The organism is Sphingobium sp. TomTYG72 (genome assembly GCF_055394715.1).
Map to the genome: position 1 here is coordinate 2,462,974 of NZ_AP027336.1, position 26,100 is coordinate 2,489,073.

At 61.6% G+C, this 26,100-nt stretch carries 25 protein-coding genes, 1 tRNA gene and 1 riboswitch; of the genes, 12 read left to right on the plus strand and 14 right to left on the minus strand.

Annotation, left to right across the window (positions count from 1 at the left end; genetic code table 11):
* Positions 1–163: 163 nt before the first annotated feature.
* Together ACZ5U1_RS12230 and ACZ5U1_RS12235 are read right to left on the minus strand one after the other, a co-directional pair.
* A complete protein-coding gene (locus ACZ5U1_RS12230; RefSeq protein ID WP_464778642.1) occupies positions 164–484 on the minus strand; it encodes a hypothetical protein in 321 nt (106 codons plus the stop codon).
* 253 nt (positions 485–737) lie between these two features.
* Positions 738–1,568 (minus strand): 23S rRNA (adenine(2030)-N(6))-methyltransferase RlmJ, encoded by an 831-nt coding sequence (locus tag ACZ5U1_RS12235; protein ID WP_464778643.1) that lies wholly within the window; start codon positions 1,566–1,568, stop codon positions 738–740.
* A gap of 4 nt (positions 1,569–1,572) precedes the next feature.
* Here ACZ5U1_RS12235 and ACZ5U1_RS12240 point away from each other — a divergent pair, with 4 nt between their 5' ends.
* The gene (locus tag ACZ5U1_RS12240) at positions 1,573–1,707 is read left to right on the plus strand and encodes a hypothetical protein (RefSeq protein ID WP_464778644.1); all 135 of its coding nucleotides are present in this window, start codon (positions 1,573–1,575) and stop codon (positions 1,705–1,707) included.
* A 50-nt stretch (positions 1,708–1,757) separates the two neighbouring features.
* On the opposite strand, the gene ACZ5U1_RS12245 is transcribed toward ACZ5U1_RS12240, so the two are convergent.
* The gene (locus tag ACZ5U1_RS12245; protein WP_464778645.1) at positions 1,758–1,943 is read right to left on the minus strand and encodes a plastocyanin/azurin family copper-binding protein; all 186 of its coding nucleotides are present in this window, start codon (positions 1,941–1,943) and stop codon (positions 1,758–1,760) included.
* A 133-nt stretch (positions 1,944–2,076) separates the two neighbouring features.
* Here ACZ5U1_RS12245 and ACZ5U1_RS12250 point away from each other — a divergent pair, with 133 nt between their 5' ends.
* Genes ACZ5U1_RS12250 through ACZ5U1_RS12275 form a run of 6 tightly spaced genes read left to right on the plus strand, consistent with a single transcriptional unit; the run spans position 2,077 to position 8,930 of the window.
* Positions 2,077–3,216, plus strand: a complete 1,140-nt coding sequence (locus ACZ5U1_RS12250; RefSeq protein WP_464778646.1) for a Gfo/Idh/MocA family protein — start codon at positions 2,077–2,079, stop codon at positions 3,214–3,216.
* Positions 3,217–3,227: 11 nt separating this feature from the next.
* On the plus strand, positions 3,228–4,283 hold the full coding sequence (locus ACZ5U1_RS12255) for a sugar phosphate isomerase/epimerase family protein (RefSeq protein WP_464778647.1): 1,056 nt from the start codon (positions 3,228–3,230) through the stop codon (positions 4,281–4,283).
* Between the two features lie 20 nt (positions 4,284–4,303).
* A complete protein-coding gene (locus tag ACZ5U1_RS12260) occupies positions 4,304–5,623 on the plus strand; it encodes an MFS transporter (RefSeq protein ID WP_464778648.1) in 1,320 nt (439 codons plus the stop codon).
* Positions 5,620–6,477, plus strand: a complete 858-nt coding sequence (locus ACZ5U1_RS12265; RefSeq protein ID WP_464778649.1) for a sugar phosphate isomerase/epimerase family protein — start codon at positions 5,620–5,622, stop codon at positions 6,475–6,477. The genes ACZ5U1_RS12260 and ACZ5U1_RS12265 overlap by 4 nt, the downstream gene beginning before the upstream one ends.
* A 14-nt stretch (positions 6,478–6,491) precedes the next feature.
* Positions 6,492–7,226, plus strand: a complete 735-nt coding sequence (locus tag ACZ5U1_RS12270; RefSeq protein WP_464778650.1) for a gluconate 2-dehydrogenase subunit 3 family protein — start codon at positions 6,492–6,494, stop codon at positions 7,224–7,226.
* A gap of 15 nt (positions 7,227–7,241) precedes the next feature.
* Positions 7,242–8,930, plus strand: coding sequence for a GMC oxidoreductase (locus ACZ5U1_RS12275; protein WP_464778651.1), 1,689 nt, complete (start codon positions 7,242–7,244; stop codon positions 8,928–8,930).
* A gap of 126 nt (positions 8,931–9,056) precedes the next feature.
* On the opposite strand, the gene ACZ5U1_RS12280 is transcribed toward ACZ5U1_RS12275, so the two are convergent.
* The gene (locus tag ACZ5U1_RS12280) at positions 9,057–9,191 is read right to left on the minus strand and encodes a hypothetical protein (protein ID WP_464778652.1); all 135 of its coding nucleotides are present in this window, start codon (positions 9,189–9,191) and stop codon (positions 9,057–9,059) included.
* On the opposite strand from ACZ5U1_RS12280, the gene ACZ5U1_RS12285 reads away from it, so the two are divergent.
* Positions 9,190–10,185 (plus strand): ThuA domain-containing protein, encoded by a 996-nt coding sequence (locus ACZ5U1_RS12285; RefSeq protein ID WP_464778653.1) that lies wholly within the window; start codon positions 9,190–9,192, stop codon positions 10,183–10,185. The genes ACZ5U1_RS12280 and ACZ5U1_RS12285 overlap by 2 nt on opposite strands.
* A gap of 411 nt (positions 10,186–10,596) precedes the next feature.
* Positions 10,597–10,809 (plus strand): DUF3489 domain-containing protein, encoded by a 213-nt coding sequence (locus tag ACZ5U1_RS12290; RefSeq protein ID WP_464778654.1) that lies wholly within the window; start codon positions 10,597–10,599, stop codon positions 10,807–10,809.
* A 599-nt stretch (positions 10,810–11,408) separates the two neighbouring features.
* Here ACZ5U1_RS12290 and ACZ5U1_RS12295 read toward each other — a convergent pair.
* Positions 11,409–11,495: transfer RNA gene (locus tag ACZ5U1_RS12295), tRNA-Leu, on the minus strand.
* 151 nt (positions 11,496–11,646) lie between these two features.
* Between ACZ5U1_RS12295 and ACZ5U1_RS12300 the strand changes: the two genes are divergently transcribed.
* Entirely contained in the window at positions 11,647–12,129 is a 483-nt protein-coding gene (locus ACZ5U1_RS12300) for a hypothetical protein (protein ID WP_464778655.1), read from the plus strand.
* Positions 12,130–12,208: 79 nt separating this feature from the next.
* Here the strand turns inward: ACZ5U1_RS12300 and gltB are convergent, their stop codons facing one another.
* The 8 genes from gltB to ACZ5U1_RS12340 all read right to left on the minus strand — a co-directional run bounded on the left by gltB (position 12,209) and on the right by ACZ5U1_RS12340 (position 23,412).
* Entirely contained in the window at positions 12,209–16,750 is a 4,542-nt protein-coding gene (gene gltB / locus ACZ5U1_RS12305; RefSeq protein WP_464778656.1) for a glutamate synthase large subunit, read from the minus strand.
* Positions 16,750–17,481, minus strand: a complete 732-nt coding sequence (locus tag ACZ5U1_RS12310) for a DUF2059 domain-containing protein (protein ID WP_464778657.1) — start codon at positions 17,479–17,481, stop codon at positions 16,750–16,752. Before ACZ5U1_RS12310 ends, gltB begins: the two co-directional genes overlap by 1 nt.
* Complete coding sequence (locus ACZ5U1_RS12315) at positions 17,481–18,932, minus strand: NAD(P)-dependent oxidoreductase (RefSeq protein WP_464778658.1); 1,452 nt, start codon at positions 18,930–18,932, stop codon at positions 17,481–17,483. Before ACZ5U1_RS12315 ends, ACZ5U1_RS12310 begins: the two co-directional genes overlap by 1 nt.
* A gap of 163 nt (positions 18,933–19,095) precedes the next feature.
* Positions 19,096–19,905, minus strand: coding sequence for an undecaprenyl-diphosphate phosphatase (locus ACZ5U1_RS12320; protein ID WP_464778659.1), 810 nt, complete (start codon positions 19,903–19,905; stop codon positions 19,096–19,098).
* Positions 19,887–20,018 (minus strand): hypothetical protein, encoded by a 132-nt coding sequence (locus ACZ5U1_RS12325; RefSeq protein WP_464778660.1) that lies wholly within the window; start codon positions 20,016–20,018, stop codon positions 19,887–19,889. Before ACZ5U1_RS12325 ends, ACZ5U1_RS12320 begins: the two co-directional genes overlap by 19 nt.
* A 62-nt stretch (positions 20,019–20,080) precedes the next feature.
* Positions 20,081–21,028, minus strand: a complete 948-nt coding sequence (locus ACZ5U1_RS12330; protein WP_464778661.1) for a complex I NDUFA9 subunit family protein — start codon at positions 21,026–21,028, stop codon at positions 20,081–20,083.
* 89 nt (positions 21,029–21,117) lie between these two features.
* Positions 21,118–21,696, minus strand: a complete 579-nt coding sequence (locus ACZ5U1_RS12335) for a TMEM165/GDT1 family protein (RefSeq protein WP_464780044.1) — start codon at positions 21,694–21,696, stop codon at positions 21,118–21,120.
* Positions 21,697–21,796: 100 nt separating this feature from the next.
* A riboswitch (yybP-ykoY riboswitch) is annotated at positions 21,797–21,925 on the minus strand.
* Positions 21,926–21,978: 53 nt separating this feature from the next.
* On the minus strand, positions 21,979–23,412 hold the full coding sequence (locus ACZ5U1_RS12340) for a pectate lyase family protein (RefSeq protein ID WP_464778662.1): 1,434 nt from the start codon (positions 23,410–23,412) through the stop codon (positions 21,979–21,981).
* 358 nt (positions 23,413–23,770) lie between these two features.
* Here ACZ5U1_RS12340 and ACZ5U1_RS12345 point away from each other — a divergent pair, with 358 nt between their 5' ends.
* Entirely contained in the window at positions 23,771–24,889 is a 1,119-nt protein-coding gene (locus ACZ5U1_RS12345) for a hypothetical protein (protein WP_464778663.1), read from the plus strand.
* A gap of 33 nt (positions 24,890–24,922) precedes the next feature.
* Positions 24,923–25,366 carry an EamA family transporter gene (locus tag ACZ5U1_RS12350; RefSeq protein WP_464778664.1) on the plus strand — a complete coding sequence of 148 codons (444 nt, stop codon included), beginning with the start codon at positions 24,923–24,925 and terminating at the stop codon, positions 25,364–25,366.
* 27 nt (positions 25,367–25,393) lie between these two features.
* Here ACZ5U1_RS12350 and ACZ5U1_RS12355 read toward each other — a convergent pair whose 3' ends face one another.
* Entirely contained in the window at positions 25,394–26,095 is a 702-nt protein-coding gene (locus tag ACZ5U1_RS12355; protein ID WP_464778665.1) for an HAD family hydrolase, read from the minus strand.
* Positions 26,096–26,100 lie beyond the last annotated feature (5 nt).

The following is a 26,100-nucleotide window of genomic DNA, read 5'->3' on the forward strand; positions in this document are numbered from 1 at the left end:
TCTCTTGAGAGAAGAATGGTGCGCGACGCAGTCCCGAGCGAACCTGCGTCTGGCGACTGCCATTTTCGAGGCGAAAATGCGATTCAGGGCGAAGTGGAAATCTACAACATGCTCGCCCGACTCCATTTATATTGCGATGGCGGCGTGCACGATTTACGCCCCCTTAGTCACCGTTGGCATCAACCATGAAAACCGTGGGCTTGCCTCGGGACGCAGGATCCCATCCTGCCGATAATGCTGCCCGCACCCCTCGCGAAGCAATCGCATCGTTGATATGCAAGCGCCCTTTCGGCAATCCTCTCATCAGCCGCTTGGGTGCCGGAAATTCCAACACGGCTTCGCGCGGCATGTCTCTCTGACGTAGGGAGACAGTCATTCCCTTCCAGCCATCGGAAGAAGACAACTGAGGCTCGCTCAGGAGTTCCCAATCATATTTGAAACCGTCGATCTCTACAGTGCCGCTGCGGCCGGGTGCTTGAAACATCTCATACCCCTAGCATGTCAACAGCGGTACTTCACCCCTGGTGTCGCAGGGTTTTCTCGACGCCCTCCGTCGCCACTCTGATCGAACAGGATCACATGATCGAGTCCATCGCTAACTGGCGCATAGGCACAATCGTCTGGAGCACGGCCACCGAACGTGAAACCGTGTTGCAAAAATCCACGTGATACAATTTGTTTGCACACTGAAGCGCGGCAATTCTCTCCTCCGGAAGGAGAGGGGACGAGGGTTTATTTCAATCGCCCAACCAACCGGATATAATCTCGCCCCTATGCCCTTCGGGCGCCAGCGCGGCGCGCAAAGCCTCCAACAATGGCGGCAATGCCTGTGTGAAAGCATAGGGCGGATTGACGATATAGAGGCCCGCGCCGTTGTAGATTCCGGGTTGCTCGCTATCGTATAGCCAATGCTCCACCAGCAGCAATTTCGGGATGCCGAGCTTGCGTAACTGCTGCTTCCACCGCCAATGCGTGGCGCTGTCTTTCAGCGGATACCAGATAACCGTCACGCCATGCGCCCATTTGCGGTAAGCGGCGGCGAGGGTGGCGGTGATACGCGCGCGTTCGTCCGGCTGTTCGTAGGGCGGATCGACCACCACCACGCCGCGCGCGGTGCGGGGCGGAACCATAGCCAGCCAAAGTTCGTAGGCGTCGCGTTCATGCACGGCTGCGCTGGTGCCCCGCATCGCGCCGCGCAGGGCGTAAGCGTCTTCCGGGTGCTTTTCGTTGAGGATCAGGAAATCCTGCGGGCGCAAAAGCTGGGCCAGAAATCGCGGTGAGCCGGGGTAAAGCTGCGGTTCGTCACCCACATTCACCGCCCGTACGGCGGCACGGTAGTCGTCCAGCAACGGGTTCGGATCGGCAAAGGCCCGCAGCACGCCCTGCGTGGCTTCGCCGGTGCGTTGGGCTTCGTCGCCGCCAAGGTCGTACAGCCCGCAACCGGCATGGGTGTCGATCAGGGTCAGCGCGCTCTGCTTGTGCTGCAAAGCCCGCACGAGGGCGATCAGCAGGCTGTGCTTTACGACATCGGCGCTATTGCCAGCATGGAAGGAATGGCGATAATTCATTGTGATGCAAAATCCTGACGGCCTGCCTTTAGACGAGCTGCCGGACCTTCTGCAAAGCGAAGTTATGGCCGTGCCGCTATTGTTGGGCGCACAAACCGAGCGCGAGGCGATTGAAGCAACCAATCCGGTGCTCGCATAGGGTCGGGCGGAAACCTCCAAAGCGCTTTAGCGCAAGGCTCCAAGCCCACGTTAGTGATCGTCACCGGAGGCGGAGAGCGACCTTTGTGGCCGTACAACCGCCCCTTTTTCCGTTCCGAAATACGGTCCGTCTGCCTCGCTCGGCTGCTTGATCGGTCCTAGCCCGACCATGCCCATCCCGAGGTGCGGCAGACATTTGAAGCAATAAAGGCCAGGGGCGTTGAAGCGCACGACCACTTCTTCGTTGATGTTGCCCTTGAACGTAGATTAAACGTACTATACCGTTCAATTACCTTGCCAAGGCTGTTCGCCGATGGCATTAAGCAATCTCGACGCGGCCAAAGGTCGCGCAAATGGGAAGAGGAGTGCAATGGAGCGCGTACGCTATGGCATGATCGGCGGCGGCACCGGTGCGTTCATTGGTGGCATCCATAGGACTGCTGCGGCGATTGCTGGCAACTGGGAGCTTGTCGCTGGGGCGTTTTCGTCGAACGCGAGCGTCTCACGCGCATCCGGTCAGGAGATCGGTGTCGATCCGGCGCGGACCTATGATTCATGGGAGCAGATGCTCGCTGCCGAGGCTGCGCTGCCCCCGGCCGAGCGGATCGAAGCCGTGGCGATAGTAACCCCCAATCACGTGCATGCTGAGCCGGCAATTGCCGCGCTGAAGGCAGGGTTCGACGTCATCATCGACAAGCCGTTGGCGGACAGTCTGGAAGCGGCGCAGGCGATCGCGGACACGGCGCAGCTCACGGGGCGCCGGATCGCGGTGACCCACACATATACCGGATATCCGCTCGTCAAGCAGGCACGCCGGATGGTTGCCTCCGGCACATTGGGCAAAGTTCGCCGGGTATCTGTCAAATATATGCAGGATTGGCTGTCGCGCCCGGAAGACCTGATCGGCAACAAGCAGGCCGAGTGGCGGGTCGATCCCGCGCGATCGGGGCAGGCGGGCGCGTTCGGAGATATCGGCACCCACGCCGCGAACCTCGTTGAGTTTATTACCGGGGAACGGATTTCAGCGATTTGCGCCGATCTTAATATGCTGCCCGGTCGACGCATTGACGACGACGGGGCCGCACTGTTCCGACTGGCCGGGGGAGGGCGTGGCACCTTGACCGCGAGCCAGGTTTGTGTGGGCGACATCAACGACCTGGCGATTGATATTTATTGCGACGAGGCTGGGCTGCACTGGCGTCAGGAGGAGCCGAATACGCTGCGCATCGGCTACCGGGACAAGCCAACCGAAATCTGGAACGCGGGGGCGAACCGCGCCTATCTCGCCCCAGATATCCTCGCCATTCAACGCACGCCCGCAGGGCATCCGGAGGGTTATCTGGAAGCCTTTGCGAATATCTACGCCGCATTCGGCCGAGCGATCCGCAGCGAGCCAAGCTCCGAGGACGAACCCGGTTTCGCGACGATGGCGGACGCGCTTTCCGGCATGAAATTCATCGACGCCAGCTTGAAGTCCAGCCGCGCAGGCGCGGTCTGGACCGACCTTTGACAGGATATGATATGAAGGGTCCCGCAATCTTCCTCGCCCAATTCGCAGGGGATGAAGCGCCGTTCAACTCACTGGACGCGATCACCCGCTATATGGGTGGCCTCGGCTACAAGGGCGTGCAGATCCCGACCTGGGACCGCAGGCTGTTCGATCTGGAAAAAGCCGCTGAAAGCCAGGATTATGTCGACGAAGTCAAAGGCATCTGTGCAGCGAACGGGGTCGAAGTCACTGAATTATCGACCCATCTTCAAGGGCAGTTGATCGCCACTAACCCCGCTTATGACCGCCTGTTCGATGTTTTCGCGCCGTCGCACCTGCATGGCAATGCGGCAGCTCGTTCGGAGTGGGCGGTCGAGCAGTTGAAGCTCGGCGCGAAAGCGAGCCAGCGCTTTGGTTGCACTGCGCATGCAACCTTCTCGGGGGCGCTCCTTTGGCATACCATTTATCCCTGGCCACAGCGTCCTGCCGGGCTGGTCGAAGAGGGGTTTGCCGAACTGGCGCGTCGCTGGTCGCCGCTTCTCGACGTCTTTGAAGATCATGGCGTCGATGTGTGTTTCGAACTTCATCCCGGTGAGGACCTGCATGATGGGGTGACATTCGAGCGATTTCTGCATGCAGTCGGCAATCATTCGCGCGCCAACATCCTGTACGATCCAAGTCATTTCCTGCTTCAGCAGATGGATTACTTGGCCTTCATCGACATCTATCATGAACGGATTAAGGCGTTCCATGTCAAGGACGCCGAATTTCGTCCTAATGGGCGCGCCGGGGTCTATGGTTCCTACTCAGGATGGGCGGAACGTCCGGGGCGGTTCCGGTCGCTGGGCGATGGGCAGATCGATTTCACCGGCATATTCAGCAAGCTGACGCACTATGGCTATCAGGGTTGGGCGGTGCTGGAATGGGAATGCGCGTACAAGCATCCCGAACAGGGTGCGGTCGAGGGCGCGCCGTTCATCGCTCGCCACATGATCCGCAAAGCCGACAGGGCATTTGATGACTTCGCCGGGGGAACGGCGGACAAGGCGCTGCTCAACGCGGTTCTGGGGATTGGGCAAGACATATAAAGACAAGGCAGGGGATGACCATGGAAGAACGGCTTTACGATCGGCGCGCGTTATTCTGGATCTGTGTTCTTTCGCTGTTCGTCGCGGCAATGTCCAATTCGATCCGGGCGGGCGCGGCGGGCGCCATCAAGACTGCCTTGCTCGATCCCATCGATGCGCAGCATTCGGGCGAGATGATCGGCACTGTGCTCGGAAGCTCGTTCCTCGGCTTCGCGCTGAGCCTTTTGGTGATCAGCCCATTGCTGGATCGGATCGGGGCCAAGCGGTGCATCCTGTTGGCATCGGCCTGCTTTGTCGTTGGGCCGTTGCTTGTCCTGTCGTGTCCGCTCTTGGGCACTTCGTCCTATGTGATGCTCAACGTGGCGATGGTCGTCTGGGGCCTGGGATGGGGCGCCAGCGAGGCGACTATCAACCCCGTTACGACGACGCTCTACGCCGATGACAAGACGGGGAAGCTGAACCATCTGCATGCCTGGTGGCCCGCCGGGATTGTAGTGGGCGGCCTTCTGAGCGTCCTTTTCTTCAAGATACTCGACCTCCCCTGGCAAGCATTGATCGCCCTGCCGATCGTGCCCGGGGCGCTACTGGGCATTTGGGCGGCACGGCACCGCTTTCCCCAAACCGAGAGCACCGCGCAGGGTGTCCCCTTCCGTGACATGATGATGGAGCCGTTCCGTCGCCCGACATTCTGGATTTTCTTCGCGATCATGTTCCTGACCGCCTCGGCCGAGCTCGCGCCCGGCGCGTGGGTCGATATTGCCCTGACGCAGACCGTCAAGATGCCGGGCATCCTGGTTCTGGCCTATGTGTCCGCGATCATGTTCGTCATGCGGCACTTTGCGGGGCCGCTCGACAAGCGATTTTCCGACATGGGCCTGCTTCTCATGTCGACCATTCCTGCTGCGGCTGGCCTTTACCTGCTCAGCACGGCCAATTCTCCGTTCACCGCTATCGTCGCTGCGACGCTTTGGGCCATCGGCGTCTGCTTCATGTGGCCGACGATGATGGCTGCGGTTTCGCGGCGCTATTTCCGCAGCGGCGCCTGGGGGATCGGCCTGATCGGCTTTGCCGGAGCCATGGCGATCTATTTCGTATTGCCCGAACTTGGCGCCATTTACGATCGGGCCAAGCTGTCCAAAGCGGGCGGGACCGAAGCCTTTGCCGCATTGCAGCCGAGCTCGCCGGAATATGGTCAGGTCATGGCCTATGCCGCCGAGACTTCGTTCAAAACCATCGCCATTATCCCAGTCGTGCTCTTCTTCATCTTCGCTGGCGTGTGGCTGGTGGAGCGCCGCAAACGCGCGGCCGGATTGAAGGCAAGTGAGATGAGCGCGGTATGAAGATCGGCATGAATCTGCTGCTCTGGACCGGGCATGTGACCGATCAGCATGTCCCGGTGCTGGAGGCACTAAAGGCGACCGGATACGATGGCGTCGAGGTGCCCGTGTTCGATCCATCCGATTCGGGTCACTATCGCGCGCTTGGCCGTCGGCTCGACGATATGGGGCTTCAACGCACAGCTGTCACCATAATCCCCAATGCCGCGCATTCGCCGATCTCCCCGGATGCAGCAGCACGCCAGGCGGGCATCGATCACCTGATGAAGGTCATCGATTGTTGCGCGGAGCTTGGCGCAGAGCTTCTGGCAGGTCCCTGGTTCCAGGCGCTTGGCGATTTCACCGGGCAGGGACCCACGGAAGCGGAACTCGACCATTGCGCCGAAGTCCATCGCCGGATCGCCAAGTCCGCGCGGGATGCTGGCTTGATCTGTTCGTTAGAGCCGCTGAACCGTTTCGAATGCCATTTGCTCAACACTTGCGAACAAACCAGCGCCTATCTCGCGCGACTGAACGAAGACGGCTTTGGGATGCTTTTTGACACTTTTCACGCGAATATCGAGGAAAAGGATCCGGTTGCTGCGCTTCTCAAGGCTTATGACCGGGGTGACGTCAACCACGTCCATATTAGCGAGAATGACCGCGGTACGCCCGGCAGCGGCCACGCTCCGATTGCCGAAACCATCGCTGCGCTGAAGACGCGCGGTTATCAGGGTTGGTTGACGATTGAAGCCTTCGGAAAAGGCTTGCCGGAGCTTGCTGCTGCGACCCGCGTCTGGCGCGACTTCTTTCCCGATCCGCGAGACGTTTATGAAAATGGCTATCGTTACATCCAGCATTGCTGGGCGCAGGCTTGAGAGGAGCCTGACTGATGCAGTCAGACATTTTCGATATCAATCGCCGAGATATGCTCGGCCGGGCCATGTTTCTTCTTGGTGCCGCCACCTTGCCGCTGGACGGTCTTTTTGCCGCGACAGCTGAGGGAAGCACTCTGTTTCTGTCAGCGCCGCGTTTCGCCTTGCTGGGCGCGGTGGCCGACACGATCGTCCCGCGGACGGACACTCCGGGTGCAACGGATGTGGGCGTACCGGCACTTTTCGACGGCATGCTGCGGGATTGGGCCGGTCCTGACCACAGAAACGCGCTGATCGAAGCGCTTGATCGGATCGATGCGCTTGCCCGTACGCAACATGGTCGGCCTTTCGTCGCTCTCGATCCTCAAAACCGCACCACATTGTTGGCGGCGCACGACATAGCCGCTCTCAAGCCCGCCGCCGCAACTGCCGCGCCACCGGCCGCCGCCAGCCCACCTGTCGTGGTCGATCCCAATCATGGACGTCCGCGCCAGGAGCCTGTGCAGACTCCGGTTCAGGGCCAAGCTCCAGCAAAAGCCGAAAAAACGGGCGAGAGTGCAGCATTCATTCTTGGGCCAGTAGTTGTCGATCCAGGATATCAGAAACTCAAGGAGCTGATCGTGACGCTCTATTATTATTCGGAGCCCGCCCTCACACAGGAACTGGTCTACGAACATAGTCCAGGCGCTTGGCAGCCATCGGTCCCAGTAACGCCGGGTATGCGCGCTTCGGGCGGTGCCAGCCTGTTCTGATCGGATCGAGCATAGATGTTTGATGCAATCGTCATCGGCTCGGGAATGAGCGGCGGGATCGCGGCCAAGGAATTGTGCGAGCGCGGGCTGAAAACGCTCGTCCTGGAACGGGGCCGCAAACTTGAGCACGGCGCGTCCTATACCGACTGGATGCAGCCGTGGGATTTGCCCAATGCCAATCTCGTGCCGGAGGAGGAACTGGCGCGAGATTACGCGGTTCAGGGGCAATGCTATGCGATGAACGCGGCGACCAAAGAATATTGGGTGAAAGACAGCGAGCATCCCTACAGCACGCCTGAAGGAAAACCCTTCGCATGGATCCGCGGCTATCATCTGGGCGGACGGTCCATTATGTGGGGTCGCCAGTCCTACCGCCTGAGTGAGATGGATTTCGAGGCCAACGGCAGGGACGGTCACGGTTCCGACTGGCCGATACGCTATGCCGATCTCGCGCCGTGGTACGATCATGTTGAAAAATTCATAGGCGTTGCTGGATCGAAAGAAGGGCTGCCGCAGCTTCCCGATGGTCAGTTCCTGCCGGAATTTGGGCTCAACGATGCCGAACTGATGTTCAAAAAGGCCGTCGAGAGCAAGTTTCCCGGCCGCAAAGTGATATCAGGCCGGGTCGCCAATCTGTCGCAGGCCCAGCCGCATCATGAGGAACTGGGCCGGACGAGTTGTCAGAACCGCTCCATTTGCGAACGCGGGTGCAGCTATGGCGCCTATCATTCCAGTCTTAGTTCGTCGCTGCCTGCGGCGGAGAAGACCGGCAATCTGACGATCGTGACCGATGCCATTGTGCACAGCATCATCCACGATCCCAAGACGGGGCGGGTCACCGGCGTGCGGGTCATCGACAGCAACACGCGCAAAGGCCGTACTTACGAAGGTCGCATGGTGTTTGGCTGCGCCTCCTCGATCGCCACCGTGCAGATCCTGCTCAATTCGAAGAGCGAGGCCAATCCGCGCGGGTTGGCAAATTCGTCCGACATGGTGGGGCGCAACCTCATGGACCATCTTTATGGCCTAACCACAGCGGGGTTGATGCCGCGCGGACCAGACACGACCTATCATGGCCGCCGTCCCACGGGCATCTATATCCCGCGCTTTCGTAACGTTACCGAGACAGGCGAGGGCTTCATCCGGGGCTATGGCTATCAAGGTGGCGTATCGCGCATGGGTTGGCGTTCGATGGCACTGGCCACGCCGGGTATAGGCGAAAAGCTGAAAGCACGTACGCGTCAGCTGGCACCTTGGATCATGTATATCTCGGGCTTTGGTGAAATGCTGCCCCATGCCGATAATCGGGTGACGCTGCATCCTACGCGGACGGACAAATGGGGAATCCCCATTGTCCACATCGACTGTGAGCTGCGGGAGAATGAGCGGAAGATGGCGGCGCAGATCCAGGCGGATGGCCGCGCGATGATCGAGGCCGCCGGCGGCTATGTGGTAGCGAAGATGGATGAGCTCGGCCCTCCGGGCCTCGGAATTCACGAGATGGGGACTGCTTGCATGGGCAAGGATCCGAAGAAATCCGTGCTGAACCGCTACAATCAGGCACATGACGTCCCCAACCTGTTTATCACCGACGGGTCGGCCATGGCGTCGAGCGGTTGCCAGAATCCATCGCTCACATATATGGCCTTGTCTGCGCGCGCGGCCCACCATGCGGCGCAGTTCCTCAAAGAAGGCAAAATCTAGAGCATGTTCGCGGCAGATGGTATCACCTGCTGGCTCGGAAAATGCGGAAAACTAAGAATAAATAGAGCGTAATCCGATCGGACTGGATCGGATCATGATCTAGCCTCCGGCCCCAATCCAGGATGATTACGCGATGAAGATGATCTCGACATTAATGGCTTCGGTGCTTGCCGTCATGGCTACGCAGGCGGCGGCACAGGGATCCAAGCCGGTGACTGATTGCCCCTTGCGGAACATGCCATTCTCGGCCGCGACGCCCATGATCGATATCCTGCTCAGCAACCAGGCGAAAGCTGCGGTGGAGCAAGTCGTCCCCGGTCGCATATCCAAATTGCCTGCGGAATTCATGGGGACACGTGCGCCAACCTTCGCCGCGATCATGGATCTGAACGCTGTTGCAAGCCTGCTCCGTTTCACCCCGGAGCAAGTGGCTGAAATGGACCGTCGCCTACGTCAGGTGCCCGTCACGGCGGCTGACAAGGTTGCCCGCTGCGCCCGGTACGACAATGAGCGCGCTGCTTTGCCCTTCACCAAAGGCAAGACCAACATCCTGGTATTCGACAAGGTCAATGGCTTCTACCACAAAGAAGCCATTCCAGCCGCGCGCAAAGCCATGCAGGCATTGGCCGACAGCAAGGGCTGGTCGGTTGCCTTCACCGACAAGGGCGGGTCGATCAATCCGGCGACCTTGCGCCAATTCGACGCAATTGTCTGGAGCAACGTCAGCGGCGATGTGCTCACCCTCTCGCAACGGCGCGCGCTTGAGCAATATGTCAAAAGGGGCGGCGGCTTCGTTGCGCTCCATGGCTCGGGTGGCGACAGCACATATTTCTGGAAGTGGTACGCGGATGAGTTGATTGGGGCTTATTTCACCGGCCATCCGACAACCCAGCAGTTCCAGGATGCGCGCCTGGTCGTCACCAACTATCAACATCCTGTGGCCGCGGGGCTCCCTAGCGAGTGGAACATGAAGGATGAGTGGTATTCGTTCCGCGAAAGCCCCCGCAAGACCGGTGCGAATGTCGTCGTCACAATCGACGAATCGACTTACAAACCGATCGGACTGGGCAACCAGGATTTGAGGATGGGTTCCGATCATCCGATCGCCTGGTCAAAGTGCGTGGGTCGCGGTCGTGCATTCTACTCCGCCCTCGGCCATCGTGCGGAGTCTTATATGCAGCCCCAGGTCGTTCAGATGCTGGGATCGGTAGTTTCCTGGGCAGCTGATCGTAAAGCCGTCTGCGCGCAGCGGTAGGACGGTCTCCTATCGCCAGGATGAGTTTGTCTCACAAGCATAGCCTTCGGAAGAACGGCCTTCGATTCCGGTGAAGCTTTTGTGCAGGATGAGGGGACACCAACTGACACCCCCACCGCAGAGCCGCCCGGTGCCTTCATAGCGGTAGTGGAGAGCTTTTCCATGTCACCAAATCTCGGGCATTCTTTCTCCAAACCCAGGTTGGCTTAGGCGAACCCACGGCCAGGTTTGCAAATTAAGAGGCGACTTGAACGTATCTGTCTGAAGAAGAATCGATTCGCCGAGAAGCCGTCCCACGCACGACCGACGGCTTCGTCCCATAACCTTGGTCGTAAATTGAATGGAAGCTTCCAAGCGCAGCGGAAGCACAGTCTGACGGCAAAAAGTGCGCGTCGCCGTCACAGCATTGTCGTGGGTCGGGCGCTACGAATATCTGCTTCCACTATCTCGTCGCGCGAAGGTGGCGCCTCGCTCGATGACCTGGGCCAGGCAACCTGCTGGCAGCCGCACACCTGCTGGACCTTCCTCACTGGCCTGCGCAAAAAGGGTAGGATCGTGGCGAAGATCCAGCGCGCGGAAGGCGTGACGATTTACCTTATCAGCAGCCTTCAGGCAGCCGCCTGATGGGTCGGCCCCGTCGATGACGCTCAATCGGCTGGCCGAGCTGTTGCTCAAGGACCTGAAGGCAGAGTGGGTGCGTCACTACGGCGCGCCTGCTCCCAATCTTTCGGCAGATCTGTTGTGGCTGGGGTCGGCTATCGGCTGCAGAAACAGAAGCTCGGCAGGGTTAGCCGGGCATCGCGGTCGCTTCTGCGTCAGGTGACAGCGCAGGCAGCCACAACCGGCCTGGCCGACCTGCTCCGAGGATGAGTATGCTTGCGCAGCCTCGACGACGCCAGCGAGCTGCGTGACCTGTTTCATAAGGCGCAGCCCAGCTCAATCAACCGGACACGGTTGCTCGAAACCGCCTTCCCGCTCGTCTGGTCGGCGTAGGAAGCCCTGTTCGGCACCGGCGCCTGAGCGCAGGCACTACCGTCATCTCCACCGGCTCCCTGGCGTGTGCGACGAAAATCCGGACAGAGAATTGGAGGAAGATTTGCCTCTCGGCAGGGGGATGAACGGCGTCTCCGACCCACGTTCCCAAAAATCACGCCGCCGAACCATGCGGAACTGCGCCATTTCGTAGGCCCGAAGGCAAAAATCGGTTACCTTGTCTGATTGATTGGTGCGGTCGAGAAGACTCGAACTTCCACGGCCTTTCGGCCACAACGACCTCAACGTTGCGCGTCTACCAATTCCGCCACGACCGCACATCTGAAGGGAAACCGGCGGTGCCGGTGCCTTGGTAGGAGGCGGCCCTTAGCAAAGGCCTTGGACCCATGCAACAACCGATCTTCATGTGCGTTTCTTTTGCCGGGTGCTGGCGATGACGCAGGCGAGCGCGGAAGAGGAGAAGGTCGCATGTCCCCCCGTTTCTGGTTGTTCAGCCTGGCAAGCGCGGGGGCCGCGTTGGTCAGCGGGCTAGGCCTTGGCCTCTACGCGACGACTCCGCCACGGCTATCCTTCAGCGACGCACAATCCTCTTCTTACTCCGCATCGCCTATCTCGATCGCGCAATCAGAAGGCAGCCCCGATCTGACGGGGCCGGATGAGATTAATTGCAAGGGCTGCGGCCCGACCCTCGCGGACCGGCAAATGGCAAGCATGACGGCGGGCTGGAGCGGCTATGACGATCCGGTTGTGCAGCATTATGAAGCGCAGGATGAGCAAGCCGACAATTGGCAACCGCTTGAGGACGCCCCGCCATCGCCGATGCACCGCCTACCAGCCAACATAGACCGGTTCGCGAACGGCGACGATGCACAGCTGCAGCCGACGCAACTGGCGCAGGGCAACGGCGCGAAATTCGATTCTGCGCCTGCCGTTTCACCCGTCTCCTACTAGCCAAAGCCGCGCAGCAGCCCCAGGCACGGACTGTCCCAAGAAAAAGGGGGAGGAAAGCCCTCAGCCTTCCCCCCTCATCCTATTCCGCAGCCACCACCTCGGCGCTTGCATCGCTCAACGGATGGGTCAACCGATGCACCATCTCCTTGGGACACACCTGCCAGAAGTGACGCCGCCAACGGTCCCAATCATCCAGGATCGTGTTCGACCATTTGCTGTCCGTCGTCACCGCATGCTCCGCGATCAGCGCTTTGAGCTGCGCTTCCCAATGGGCGCTTTCCAGCCGCTGCCACACGATATTTTCCGGGTTGGCGCGCCGTTCGAAGCTGCCATCCTCGTCCAGGATGAAGGCCATGCCGCCGGTCATCCCAGCGCCGAAGTTCGCGCCCGTGCGCCCCAGGATCACCGCCGTGCCGCCAGTCATATATTCGCAGCCATTGGCGCCGCAACCCTCCACCACCACCTGCGCGCCCGAGTTGCGGACGGCGAAGCGTTCACCCGCCTGTCCCGCCGCGAACAGCTTGCCCGCCGTCGCGCCGTACAGGACGGTGTTGCCGATGATGGTATTGTCCTTGCTCGTCAGCGGCGAGGAAACGGTCGTGCGCACGACGATAGTGCCGCCCGACAGGCCCTTGCCCACATAGTCGTTAGCATCGCCAAAGACTTCCAGCGTGATGCCCTTGCATAGGAACGCCCCCAGCGACTGACCAGCCGACCCGCGCAGGCGCACCGTCAGATGCCCGTCCGCCAGGGCAGACATGCCGAACCGCTCGGTCACCGCCGCCGACAGCCGGGTGCCAACCGCGCGATGCGTGTTGCGCACCGTATAGGTCAGCTGCATCTTCTCGCCGCGCTCGAACACGGCCTTGGCATCGCGCATCATCTGCGCGTCCAGGCTGTCCGGCACCTCATTGCGCCAAGCCGTCAGGCTGAAACGCCGCTGGTCATCAGGCGCGTCCACCTTGGCAAGGATGGGGTTCAAATCGAGGTCGTCCAGATGCTCGGCACCACGATTAACCTGCTTCAGCAGTTCCGTGCGCCCGATCACCTCATCCAGGCTGCGATAGCCCAACCGCGCCAGGATTTCGCGCACTTCCTCGGCGATGAAGGTCATGAGGTTGATGACCTTCTCCGGCGTTCCGGTGAACTTCTGGCGCAGCTTCTCATCCTGCACGCACACGCCCACGGGGCAGGTGTTGCTGTGGCACTGGCGCACCATGATGCAGCCCATCGCGACGAGGCTCAGCGTACCGATGCCGAACTCTTCCGCGCCCAGTATCGCCGCGATCACGATGTCGCGGCCGGTCTTGAGCCCGCCATCGGTACGCAGCTTCACCCGATGGCGCAGGCCATTGAGCGTCAGCACCTGATTGGCTTCGGACAGGCCCATTTCCCATGGCGTGCCGGCATATTTGATCGACGTCTGAGGCGACGCGCCGGTGCCGCCGACATGGCCTGCGACCAGGATGACGTCGGCATGCGCCTTCGCCACGCCAGCCGCGACGGTGCCGATGCCCGCCTGGCTGACGAGCTTCACGCAGACGCGCGCGCGCGGGTTGATCTGTTTGCAGTCGTAGATGAGCTGCGCCAGATCCTCGATCGAGTAGATGTCATGGTGCGGCGGCGGCGAGATCAGCGTCACGCCGGGCGTCGAATGGCGCAGCTTTGCGATGAACTCGGTCACCTTGAAACCGGGCAACTGGCCGCCTTCGCCGGGCTTGGCACCCTGAGCGACCTTGATCTCGATCTCCTCGGCCGAACCCAGATATTCGGCATGAACGCCAAAGCGGCCAGACGCGATCTGCTTGATCACGCTGTTCGCATTGTCGCCATTCTCATAAGGCTTGAAGCGGGTCGCATCCTCGCCGCCTTCGCCCGATACCGCCTTCGCACCAATGCGGTTCATCGCGATCGCCAGCGTCTCGTGCGCCTCGGGGGAGAGCGCACCCAGCGACATGCCCGGCGTCACGAAGCGCTTGCGGATTTCGGTCGTGGCTTCGACCTCGTCGATCGGCACCGCTTCCCGCGCGAAGTTGAACTCCAGCAGATCGCGCAGATAGACCGGCGGCAAATCCCGCACCCCGCGCGAAAATTGCAGATAGGTCGAATAGCTGTCGGTACCCACCGCCGTCTGCAACAGATGCATCAGCTGCGCCGAATAGGCATGGCTCTCCCCACCGTTACGCTGACGATAGAAGCCGCCGACCGGCAGGCGCACGACCGCGCTGTCATAGGCCGCTTCATGCCGCAGCACGGCATTATGATGCAGCGACGCATAGCCTTCGCCCGAAATCTTTGCGGGCATGCCGGGGAACAGGTCGTTGACCAGCGCGCGCGACAGGCCGACCGCTTCGAAATTATAGCCGCCGCGATAGCTGCTGATGACCGCGATGCCCATCTTGGACATGATCTTCAGCAGGCCTTCGTTGATCGCGGTGCGGAACCGTTCGAAGCATTCTTCCAGCGCCAGGTCGCCGAACAGGCCGCGAGCATGGCGATCGGCAATGCTGGCCTCGGCGAGATAAGCGTTCACCGTGGTCGCACCGACACCGATCAGCACCGCAAAATAATGGGTGTCGAGCGCTTCGGCGCACCGCACGTTAATCGACGCGTAGCTGCGCAGCCCCTTGCGCACCAGATGCGTATGCACCGCCGCCGCCGCGAGCACGCCCGCAATAGCGACCTTCTCCGCGTCAACATGCTCGTCGGTCAGGAAGATTTCGGTGCGGCCTTCCCGAACCGCCTGCTCCGCTTCCTCCCGGATGCGGGCAATCGCGGAGCGCAGCTGCTCCTGCCCGCCTTCCGCCGGGAAGGTGCAGTCGATTTCTGCCACAGCCGGGCCAAAATGCGCCTTTAGCCGCGCCCATTCGGACGAGACCAGAACGGGCGATTCCAGCACCAGCACATGGCTGTTCTGCGTATCCTGCTCCAGGATATTGTGTAGGTTGGAAAAGCGCGTGCGCAGGCTCATCACATGCCGTTCGCGCAGGGAATCGATCGGCGGGTTGGTGACCTGGCTGAAATTCTGGCGGAAGAAATGGCTCACCGTGCGCGGCTTGTCGGAAATGACGGCCAGCGGGGTGTCATCGCCCATCGAGCCTACGGCTTCCTTCGCATCCTCGACCATCGGGGCGAGGATCAGCTCCATGTCCTCCAGCGTCAGGTTGGCCGCGACCTGACGGCGCGTCAGCTCCGCCTTGTCCCACGCGGACAGGGCGCTGGTGGTCTGTGGCAGATCACCAACCTTCATGAAGTCCTTGATCAACTCGGCATAGGGCCGCTCGCCCGCAATCTGGTCCTTGATCGCGCGGTCGTCGTAGATTGCGCCTTCCTGCAGATCGACGGCGATCATCTGGCCGGGGCCCATGCGGCCCTTCTTGACGATGGTGGTTTCGGGCACGACGACCATGCCGGTTTCCGAACCCACGATCAGCAGATTGTCGCCGGTCAGCGTATAGCGCAGCGGACGCAGCGCGTTGCGATCCACACCCGCGACGACCCAGCGCCCATCCGTCATCGCCAGCGCCGCCGGACCATCCCACGGCTCCATGACGGAGGCGAGATATTCATACATATCGACATGCGCCTGCGGCGTTTCCCCCGCAGCCGCCTGCCACGCCTCGGGCACCAGCATCAGCTTCGCCGTCGGCGCATCGCGGCCCGAACGGCAGATCGCCTCGAACACGGCATCGAGCGCGGCGGTGTCCGACGCACCAGCCGGGATCACCGGCTTGATGTCCTCCGAATGATCGCCAAAGGCCAGCGAAGCCATCTTGATTTCGTGGCTCTTCATCCAATTTTTGTTGCCGCGAATGGTGTTGATCTCACCATTATGCGCGAGCGTGCGGAACGGCTGGGCCAGCCACCATTGCGGGAAGGTGTTGGTCGAATAACGCTGGTGGAATATCGCGACCCGGCTCTCGAACCGCTCGTCGCGCAGGTCCGGGTAAAAGACCGACAGCGATTCCGCGAGGAACAGGCCCTTATAGATGATCGACCGGCACGACAGGCTACAAATGTAGAAATCCTGTATCTGCGCCGCGATCACCTTCTTCTCGATCCGGCGGCGGATGAGGTAGAGGTCCTTTTCAAACTCGACCTGATCGCGCTCCTCCGGCATCGGTCCGGCGATCATGATCTGCTCGATCTCGGGGCGGGTGCGCTGCGCCTTCTCGCCGATGACGGAGACGTCGACCGGCACCTGACGCCAGCCATAGATGGTATAGCCCGCCTCAATGATCTCGCTCTCAACGATCGTGCGGCAAGTCTCCTGCGCGCTCAAATCCGTGCGCGGCAGGAAGATCATGCCCACGGCCAACCGGTTGGGCAGCGGCTTGTGCCCCGAATCCGCGATCGCATCGTCAAAGAAGCGCACTGGCAGATCGACATGGATGCCCGCGCCGTCGCCGGTCTTGCCATCCGCATCGACCGCGCCACGGTGCCAAACCGCCTTCAGCGCGTCGATCGCCGAAGCAACGACGCGGCGGCTCGCCCGGCCGTCCGTCGCGGCGACAAGGCCGACGCCGCAGGCATCGCCCTCCATCTCCGGGTGATACATGCCCTCGGCGGCAAGGCGCGCGCGCTCTTCGGGGCTCGCCATATATGGGGTCTGGTCGGTCATCACTTCGTTCCTTCGTCACTCATGGCGCCGCCGTCCTTCAGGTCGCTCGCCTTGACACCCAACAGCTTCGCCAGCTTGCCGCGCTCCTCCTGCGACAGGTCGGCGATCTTGCGCGGCGGCGGCAGGCTCTTGGTCGCCGCCTCCGCCTTCGCCGCCATTTCGGGCATCTTCTTCATCATTTCAGGCATCAAAGCCTGCATCTCGCCCATGATCTCCGGGTTCATGAACATCATCATGGACTCGCGGGCATAAAGGTCGCCGGTCGGCGTCTTGAAGAATCTCTCCAGCTCGCCCAGCTGTTTACCGTCGAACTTGCGCGCATAGGCGCGGGTCAGCGCATCGCGCACCTTGGGCTCGAAGCTATCCATCATGTCGACCATCGATGCCATCATCGCATCCATGCCGCGCTTGGTGCGCTCCCGGAAATTCGGATCAAGGATGGCGCTGATCTGCTCCATCGACGTTTCGTCCAGCCCGGCCAGCTTATCTTCCGGCACACCGCCAATACGGGCGAACTGCGCGATCGGCATTTTCATGACGCCGTCCATCATGCTATCCATCATCTTAGACAAGGTGCCGTCCATCATCCGGCGATAAGTGCCGACAGGAAAAATCTTGTCCACGACCGGCCGCGCAGCCGATACGCGCGCGGCGTCGGGTGTGCCCTGCGCATGAACCGCTGGCGCGGCCAGCAATGCCAGCCCGATCAAGGATGAACGGAAAGCCCGCATCACGCCGCCTGCCTCTCGCCCGTCGCAGCCTTGGCCTTCGCCTTCAGATATCGGTGCATATGCTCCGTCACATCGCGGCCATCGCGGATCGCCCACACCACCAGCGAAGCGCCGCGCACAATGTCGCCAGCGGCGAACACGCCGTCCATCGACGTCATCATCGTCTTGTGATCGACGCGCAGCGTGCCCCAGCGGGTGACCGACAGATCCTCCGCGCCGAACAGCTTGGGCAGCTCTTCGGAGTCATAGCCCAAAGCCTTGATGACCAGATCGGCTTCCAGCGTGTGCTCGGTGCCCGGATCGGCCTCCGGCCCGCGACGGCCCGAAGCGTCAGGCTGGCCAAGGCGCATCTTCGTCACCTTGACGCCAGTCACATGTTCCGTGCCCTCGAACGCGATCGGCGCGGACAGCCACACGAACTCGACACCTTCCTCCTCGGCATTCTGCACCTCGCGCTGCGATCCCGGCATATTCTCCCGGTCGCGGCGATAGAGGCACTTCACCGAAGTCGCACCCTGACGCACAGCGGTGCGGACGCAGTCCATCGCCGTGTCGCCACCGCCGATGACGACGACCTTCTTGCCATTGGCATGCAGCGAGCCGTCCTCATGTTCCGGCACTGCGTCACCGAACCCGGCCCTGTTGGAGGCGATCAGGAAGTCGAGCGCCTTGACCACGCCCGGCGCGCCCACGCCCGGCGCCTTGATGTCGCGCGGCTTATAGACGCCGGTCGCGATCAGGATGGCGTCATGGCGGCTGCGCAATTCTTCCATCGACGCATCGCGGCCGACCTCAAACCCTTCATGGAAGACGATGCCGCCATCCTTCAGCCGCTGGACCCGGCGCATGACCACATCCTTTTCCAGCTTGAAGCCGGGGATGCCATAGGTCAGCAGCCCGCCCGCGCGGTCGTGCCGGTCATAGACATGCACTTCATAGCCCGCGACGCGCAGATATTCGGCGGTGGTCAGGCCCGCCGGACCTGCGCCGATGACGCCCACCGACTGGCCGAGCGGCTTGCCGGGCGCCAGCGGCTCGACCCAGCCTTCCTTCCATGCAGTGTCGGTGATGAACTTTTCGACTGATCCGATCGTCACCGCGCCATGGCCCGAAAATTCGATGACGCAATTGCCTTCGCACAGGCGGTCCTGCGGGCAGATACGGCCGCAAATCTCCGGCATCGTGCTGGTAAGGTTGCTCAGCTCATAGGCTTCGCGCAGCCGTCCCTCGGCCGTCAGGCGCAGCCAGTCCGGGATATGATTGTGCAACGGGCAGTGCGTCGCGCAATAAGGCACGCCACATTGCGAGCAGCGCGCCGCCTGCTCTTCCGCGCGCTCCAGAAGGAAACTGCTGCTGATTTCCAGGAAATCGTCGGCCCGATCATCGGCCGAACGCTTCTCGGGATAGGCTTGGCCCGTTCCCACAAATTTCAGCATCGGATTGTCAGCCATGGTGAGTCCCTAAAATCTGTTCAGGGCTCACATAGCAGAAAAACCGCCAAAGTCACGCGGATTCGAGCATAAAGGTCATATTAACTGACCTAAAATGAGACTATTTCCAACACGCTTGATCGAACAGGCGATCGATAAGGCTAAATCAAGGACCGACTCGGACCTACCTTAACCACAGCCATATGAGCGCGCCCGTCCCGGCGAGGATCCGATACCAGGCAAAGGGGACAAAACCCTGCCGAGAAACCAGGCCGACGAACCACCGAATAACCAACAGCGCGACGATGAATGACACGACAAAACCCAGAGCGATGCTGCCCCAGCCGACCGTGGCGGAGGTGACGTCGCTACCCTTTTTCAGCAGCTCCAGCGTCGAAGCGCCCAACATGGTCGGGACCGCCAGAAAGAAGCTGAATTCCGCCGCCGTCCGCCGCTCCACGCCCAGCGCCAGCGCACCCATGATCGTCGCGCCCGATCGGCTGACCCCCGGGATCATGGAGATACACTGGATGAGCCCGATGCCGATCACCCGCGCCAAGGGGATATCGGCAATGCCGTGAAAGCGGTTATCCTTCGCCATCCGTTCGATCGCCAATATGGCAATGCCGCCGATGATCAGCGCCCAGGCAACGACCTGCGGCGCGCCCAGCAGCACCTCGATATAATCATGCATGGCGAGGCCGATGACGACGGACGGCAGGAATGCGACCAGCAGGTTGCGCACAAAGCGCCAGCTCATGGGTTCCTTGCGCAGCAGCCCCGTCGCCACCGCCCAGAATGTCCGCCAGTAGAGCACGACCACCGCCAGGATCGCGCCCAGCTGGATGACGACGTTGAACATGGCCCAGGTCGCCGCGTCATAACCCAGCAGTTCGCTCGCCAATATCAGGTGCCCGGTGGAGGACACCGGCAGGAATTCGGTCAGCCCCTCGACGATACCAAGCAGGATGACCGTCAGATAATGGAGGTCCATGGGCGGCTCTGGTCCTTGAACTGGAAGGGGAAATCCGCACGGAATTCGGCGGAGGAAAGATCGCGCTTATTGTGCAGATGCGTGGCGCGCGCGCAATGCACGGCGATGCTCATCGCCGCGCCATCCCGTCATTCCATCGACAGTTGGACAGGCGGCGATGGCTCGCGCGCTCAGGTCAGGCTTTGACGCGCCCGGCAAAGCGCCCGTGGCGGCGGTAGCGGACCAGCCATGTGTCGGCGATCGCCTCCATCGGCGTCGGTGCAACGCCCAGCTCAGCAAGCCCCGGTACGCCCGCCGACACGATATTGTCCTTCTGCAACATCGCATATTGATCCCGCGTGATCGGCGCGCCCGGCAGCCAGCCGAAGCTCGCGATGGTCGATGCGATCGGCGCGGGCACCGCGATCAGGCTGCGATTGCGGCCAATGGCCTTGGCGATCCAGCTGTTCAGCTCCATCATGCTGAGCTGTCGCGGCCCGCCCAGTTCGAATGTCTTGCCGCCATGAAGCCCGGGATCCGCCGCCGCATTGACGATCGCCTGCGCGACGTCGGCGACATAGACGGGCTGGAACTTGGTATCGGCGCCGATCACCGGAACCACCGGCAGGCGGCTGATCAGGTCGGCGAAGCGGTTGAGAAACTGATCTTCCGGCCCGAAGATGATGGACGGACGAATGATGGTCGCAGCAGGGAAAGCTGCCCGAACCGCCGCCTCACCCGCAGCCTTGGACCGTCCATAGGCCGACGGGCTTTCCGCATCCGCGCCGATGGCCGACACATGGACCAGTGCCTTGACTCCGGCCTCCGCCGCAGCCTTCGCGACATTGGCCGCGCCGTCATGATGCGATCCTTCCAGGTCGCCGCTCAGCACGCCCACCAGATTGATGACGATATCGCTGCCCGCAATCGCGCGAGTGACGCTCTGCGCATTCCGGATATCGGCCGCGACGAGTTGCTTCTGCCCGAGTGCTCCCAGAGGCTGGATGCGAAAGGCCCCCGCCAGGTCGCGCTGGGCTATGCGCACCCGCGCGCCGCGTTCCATCAGGGCCTGGGCGACCTGTCGGCCAAGGAAGCCGCCGCCGCCGAACACCGTAACCAGATTGTCCTTCATCACGCGTTCCATGCCTGTCCTGCTTGGGGAAAATGACTTAGCTCCCCTTGCAACAGCCGCCGCCTGCTGACAACAGCCGGGCGGCGGTCCCTGTTCCTTTTTTAACCGATCCAGCCCTGCAAGTCCGCGATCATCCACAACCCAAGGGCGAGGAACAGCAGCGCCGCGCCGATCTGCAACGCGCGCATCGGCACTTTCTTGGCCAGCGCCTCGCCAAACAGCACGGCGGGCACATTGGCGATCATCATGCCCAGCGTCGTGCCCGCCGTCACCGCCAGCACATTGTCGAACTGCGCGCCCAGCGCCACCGTCGCCACCTGCGTCTTGTCGCCCATCTCCACCAGGAAGAAGGCGATCAACGTCGTCACGAACACTCCCGCCTTCGACGGCGCCTTCAGCGGCTCATCGTCATCGAACGTGTCGGGGATCAGCGTCCACGCAGCCATAGCGATGAAGCTCGCCGCCACCGCATAGCGGAACCAAGGCTGGGTCAGCACGCCCGCGATCGAATGACCGACCAGCGCCGCCAGGAAATGATTGGCCAGCGTGGCGAATAATATGCCTATGATGATCGGCACCGGCTTCCTGAAGCGGGTGGCGAGCAGCATGGCCAGCAACTGCGTCTTGTCGCCCATCTCGGCGAGCGCGACCAGGGCGGTGGAGGTGAAGAGAGCGTCCATCGACAATATATCCGGGGCCGGGCGAAGGGTTGAAGACGCAATGCCACCGCCTCTTCCCGCCCGGCCGGACAGGGAAGAACCGATGCCATTGGTCTCGCCCGATACGGCCCGCTCAAGGCGCTCGCCTTGGCTTCCCATATCCCGCATGCCACGGCCTCTCGGCCAAATATGTTGACATACGGCCCGTCCGACCAAGCGAACGGCTGGCTACTCCCCAGATGACGGCCTGCCTTTAGGAGAGATTGGTGGTGGATGCAATGGAGCGAAGGGCAGGGGAGGGCTTCACATCATCGCCGCTCTCAAAAGGCCCCCCAGCCCAGCGAGCGCGGCGACGGTCAGGGCGACCACCCATGCCGTAACAGTCCGGGGCTTGTCCTGATATTCCTGCGTTTCCGCGAGGCTGGAGCCTGCCAGCACCTGACGATGCGCATAATCCAGAAACTCGTCGAGATTGCTCCACCCGTCGCGGTTCGCATCTTCCCAGGCGTCGTTTCTGGTCGCGTCGGTGCCGTTCGCCTTTTCCCATTGGTCGGACATGCCGTCTCCGTCGGAATCCGCATAAGGCGTTCCATCGGCTATCTCGGGGAGGATGCCGGGCTCATAGCGGATCTTGCCAGTGCCCTGTCTCACCTCCTTCACGATCCGTGTGTCCACAGTATCGCGGGGAAAGGCCCCGGCCGTCGTCAGCGCGCGATGATAGGCCTGCCTGGCGTCGATGACCGGGGCGCCGATGGGACATGACGGCGTCTGCACCATCGCCTCGCGCACATAGGGCGGCGGCTCCCGGACGATCCTGCCGTCAATATAGTTGCCCGCCTCGTAAATCCGGGCGCGGCCGGTCGAATTCACCGACTGGCGAGCGATAATGTATCGTCCGGGCACCATATTGGGTCCCGCCTTGAAATAGTTTCCCACGATATTGACGGGACTTCCGCCATGCTGTTCCCAAACTTCGACAAAATCGGATCGCGCATTGTAGATCAGGTTGTTGACCACATCGACGCAGGAGCCGGGGAAGAAGTTGACGTCGGGATTCCTGTCGCCGTTATGGGCGCAGATATTTCCGATGAACGTCAATTTCTGGCTGGATTTGGCATCGCTGCTCAAAAGCGCACATTTGTCATGCTTGCGCAGACCTTCAGCAAGGATGGAATTGGATATCGTTATATTGTCGTTCTGCCCCTGACCGCCGACGGTTTCATCCTCCGACCATGACACGCTGACATGGTCGATGATGACGTTGCTGCTTTTTTCGAAGATGATCCCGCTGTCGGAAGCGCGCGTGTCCCCCCGGTTGTCCAGCCGAACCCTTAGGTGGCGAATGATGACATCATGCGTGTTCTTGGCGACAAGGGGGGTCAGGCCATATCGGCCGCCCGCATGGGTGATCAGGATGCCGCCGCCGGGCGCCGTCTGTCCCGCAATGGTAATATAGGGATTGCGGATCACCGGCCGCTCGGTCGTCCAGCGGATGATCCCGCCGACCCGGAAAACGCATGTGCGCGGCCCGCGCGCATCGATGCAGGCGCGCAATGTTCCCGGCCCGCTATCGGCCAGGCTCGTCACCGCTATGATCGCGCCACCTCGCCCGCCTTGGGTGAACCGGCCATAGCCCACCGCTCCGGGAAAGGCCTCCAGCGTCCTGGCCTCGGCAGCAACGGGCGAGATCGCCAGCAAGAGCGCAACCGCCTTCGGCAGGCCCCAGGTACGCGCCAACGGCTCACCGCCCGCGGACAAGGGATGCTGCCTCATGTGCCCAGTGGGCACCATTTCCCCGGCCATGCCTGTTTCTCGAGCCGATTTCATGCCCCGATGATCACCAAAGTGCCGCAAATCGAAACAACTATTCCGGACCTATCCGGGGAGTAAAAGCGATCCCCCCAAGGAGTGGCCCTTCTCCGAAATCGCAAGTGTGGACCCAGTGGGGCTCCTGTAGAAAATCGGGATGGATCAAAGCCATGGGAAAGTTTCGTGACCGTCCGCTGTGTCCTGCGCACCATCACGATCAACCTGTCCCGGCCGATGATCTCCACGGCGGCGCTGAACTGAGGGATGGTGGGGGATGGCCTTGGAAATGCACTCTAAGGAACCGCGCGGCGGAACCTACCTCGCGCCGATATTCATGGCCACCATGCTCGTGGCGCTTGTCCTGCCGATGTTCTTCGAGGTCTACAGGACCGTCTATTATGGCACGATGTCCTATGATGACTATTCGCGCTATCTTCTGTGGGTGCTGGGCGAGCCGGGCGGGAAAATCCCACCCAGCCCGCACGTATACCGCATCGGTTCGGTAATCCTGGCTGCACCCTTCTACCAGCTGCCGGTCATCCTGTTTTCGGGTCAGGGCATTCACCACGCGCCCGTCGTGATGCAGCCGGAATATGTAAGGGCCTTGCAGGCGATGTGCGCGGCCAATGCGGCCTATGCGGCGGTATCCGCCTGCCTCGTCGGCCTCTATCTCGCCTTCTGGCGCAATGTTTCGGTGGGCTGGGCCTTTTGCGCCACCCTCATCTTCCTCTTGCTGACACGCTATCTCGGCATGGGCTCCGCCGACGGCATAGCGACGCTGCCGCTCGTAATCGCGGCCATCGCGATGATCGAGCGCAGAATCGCCATCTTCGCCGCCGCCGTCATCCTGGGGACCATCGTCAATGAAAAGGTGGCCCTGATTGCCCTCTTCGCTACGGGTCTCCGGATGCTGTTCGTGGTGGAGCATCGCAAGGTCTATTTCGTCATGGCATGCGTCGCCGCCGTCGCGCTGGCAGCCTATGCGGCGACCGTCCTCACCCTCGCCATGCCGGGCCTCGACAATCAACGGGACCCCGGCACCTATGTTTCGGGGATGGTCCGTTCGACCCGCCATCTTTTTGGGCTGAAGGGCGCCTATCAGAATCTTTGGCCCCCGATCGTCGTGATCATCCTGTGGTGGACCGCGATTCGGCCGAGCCGTGACCCCATGGTCTATCTTTGCGATATCGGCGGCGTCATCGCCTTGTTCCTGTTCGCGCTGGCGCTGGACGTCCAATATAATGTTGGCCGGATAGTGATGTTCTCGATGCCGTTGTTCCTGCTGGGCGCTGTGGAAAGCATGGCCCGGTCGCGACTGGGCGCGGCATCAGATACCCCGAACCGTCCGGCGCGTGGTGCGGCAAAATCCTCCGCCCCGATCGCGGCATTTCCCGAACATTCGTAAGGCATCAGCGGCGACGAAAAGGAAAGGCGATTTATGGCAAAGGCAATGCTCCTCGGACTGGTTCTGGCAAGCGTCTTCCTGTCTGCGGCAGCGCAGTTGATCCTGAAGCTCGGCATGTCGAGCGCGGCGGTGCAGAGCGCTCTGGCCCAGCCGGACCAATCGCTGTTCCGCACGGCGATGGTGATCGCGACCTCGCGTCTGGTCATCCTCGGGCTCAGCTGCTTTGTGCTAAGCGCGCTCATATGGCTGCTGGTTCTGGCGCGTGTCGACCTCTCCACCGCCTACCCCTTCATCGGGCTGGGCCTCGTCATCACGGTGGCGTCGAGCTATTTCATCCTTGGCGAGCCGATATCGACAACCAAGATTGTCGGCGTTGCGTCCATTGTCTTCGGCGTAGTGCTGATCGGCCTCTCCGTCTCCCCGACGGACAGGCCGGAACAGCTTTCCGGGACCCTTGAACAGGCGTCCCGTCTCTGATTCCCAATCCCCGCGAGGGGACCATCATCACGCCATTTTCATGAGCAGCGGCTGAAACAGCGCGTCGCCGAACGAACGGAACCGCTCGACCTCGCCTGATGCGCCCCGCGACAGGATCAGTGCGCGCATGTTCAACCGCGTTGCCACCGCCCAATCCCGCTCTACCCGATCGCCGATCAGCACCGCGCGATCGGCTGCGACACCCGACAGGCGCAACAGCTTCTCAAGACCTGTCGGATCGGGTTTGGGGCGGCCGACGTCGGGATCAGTGGCCGCCACGATATAGTCGGCGGTCAGGTCCAGCGCCGCAAGCTTCGCAACCGCCGGATAATCCGAAAAGATCGCGATCCGCTTGCCCTCCCGGGCTATCGCCTGGAACAGCTGCTGGATACCCGGACGGCGGCAGGCAGCAAGCATGGACAGCGGCCGCTCTTCCATCCATTGGGCGACCAGCCCGCGCACCTCTTCGGCGGTGCATCCGCGCTCGGCCGCCGGAATGCTATACTGATCGGCCAGGAAATCCTGCGACCCTTCGGCCAGCGCCTCGCGACAACGGCGAAAGGAACGCAGCGTCAGCAGCGTGTCCAGACTTCGCCGGGCGACGGCGTCTCGCAGCAGAGCGGCCAGCATCCGCGCGCGCAGCCGCCTTTGATCATAGAGCGTGCCATCCATGTCGAAGATGACGAGGTCGATCGCGCTCCAATCGATCGGGATGGACTGCGCCGCCATGCCGG

What these genes read in the sequence shown, in the direction of transcription:
- ACZ5U1_RS12310 (WP_464778657.1), bottom strand. Translation starts at nt 17,481, where the DNA reads ATGCGGGCTTTCCGTTCATCCTTGATCGGGCTGGCATTGCTGGCCGCG.
- ACZ5U1_RS12235 (WP_464778643.1), bottom strand. Translation starts at nt 1,568, where the DNA reads ATGAATTATCGCCATTCCTTCCATGCTGGCAATAGCGCCGATGTCGTA.
- gltB (WP_464778656.1), bottom strand. Translation starts at nt 16,750, where the DNA reads ATGACCGACCAGACCCCATATATGGCGAGCCCCGAAGAGCGCGCGCGC.
- ACZ5U1_RS12285 (WP_464778653.1), top strand. Translation starts at nt 9,190, where the DNA reads ATGATCGATATCCTGCTCAGCAACCAGGCGAAAGCTGCGGTGGAGCAA.
- ACZ5U1_RS12270 (WP_464778650.1), top strand. Translation starts at nt 6,492, where the DNA reads ATGCAGTCAGACATTTTCGATATCAATCGCCGAGATATGCTCGGCCGG.
- ACZ5U1_RS12260 (WP_464778648.1), top strand. Translation starts at nt 4,304, where the DNA reads ATGGAAGAACGGCTTTACGATCGGCGCGCGTTATTCTGGATCTGTGTT.
- ACZ5U1_RS12345 (WP_464778663.1), top strand. Translation starts at nt 23,771, where the DNA reads ATGCACTCTAAGGAACCGCGCGGCGGAACCTACCTCGCGCCGATATTC.
- ACZ5U1_RS12325 (WP_464778660.1), bottom strand. Translation starts at nt 20,018, where the DNA reads ATGAGCATCGCCGTGCATTGCGCGCGCGCCACGCATCTGCACAATAAG.
- ACZ5U1_RS12320 (WP_464778659.1), bottom strand. Translation starts at nt 19,905, where the DNA reads ATGGACCTCCATTATCTGACGGTCATCCTGCTTGGTATCGTCGAGGGG.
- ACZ5U1_RS12280 (WP_464778652.1), bottom strand. Translation starts at nt 9,191, where the DNA reads ATGGGCGTCGCGGCCGAGAATGGCATGTTCCGCAAGGGGCAATCAGTC.
- ACZ5U1_RS12300 (WP_464778655.1), top strand. Translation starts at nt 11,647, where the DNA reads ATGTCCCCCCGTTTCTGGTTGTTCAGCCTGGCAAGCGCGGGGGCCGCG.
- ACZ5U1_RS12355 (WP_464778665.1), bottom strand. Translation starts at nt 26,095, where the DNA reads ATGGCGGCGCAGTCCATCCCGATCGATTGGAGCGCGATCGACCTCGTC.
- ACZ5U1_RS12240 (WP_464778644.1), top strand. Translation starts at nt 1,573, where the DNA reads ATGCAAAATCCTGACGGCCTGCCTTTAGACGAGCTGCCGGACCTTCTG.
- ACZ5U1_RS12330 (WP_464778661.1), bottom strand. Translation starts at nt 21,028, where the DNA reads ATGGAACGCGTGATGAAGGACAATCTGGTTACGGTGTTCGGCGGCGGC.
- ACZ5U1_RS12275 (WP_464778651.1), top strand. Translation starts at nt 7,242, where the DNA reads ATGTTTGATGCAATCGTCATCGGCTCGGGAATGAGCGGCGGGATCGCG.
- ACZ5U1_RS12350 (WP_464778664.1), top strand. Translation starts at nt 24,923, where the DNA reads ATGGCAAAGGCAATGCTCCTCGGACTGGTTCTGGCAAGCGTCTTCCTG.
- ACZ5U1_RS12230 (WP_464778642.1), bottom strand. Translation starts at nt 484, where the DNA reads ATGTTTCAAGCACCCGGCCGCAGCGGCACTGTAGAGATCGACGGTTTC.
- ACZ5U1_RS12265 (WP_464778649.1), top strand. Translation starts at nt 5,620, where the DNA reads ATGAAGATCGGCATGAATCTGCTGCTCTGGACCGGGCATGTGACCGAT.
- ACZ5U1_RS12255 (WP_464778647.1), top strand. Translation starts at nt 3,228, where the DNA reads ATGAAGGGTCCCGCAATCTTCCTCGCCCAATTCGCAGGGGATGAAGCG.
- ACZ5U1_RS12315 (WP_464778658.1), bottom strand. Translation starts at nt 18,932, where the DNA reads ATGGCTGACAATCCGATGCTGAAATTTGTGGGAACGGGCCAAGCCTAT.
- ACZ5U1_RS12335 (WP_464780044.1), bottom strand. Translation starts at nt 21,696, where the DNA reads ATGGACGCTCTCTTCACCTCCACCGCCCTGGTCGCGCTCGCCGAGATG.
- ACZ5U1_RS12250 (WP_464778646.1), top strand. Translation starts at nt 2,077, where the DNA reads ATGGAGCGCGTACGCTATGGCATGATCGGCGGCGGCACCGGTGCGTTC.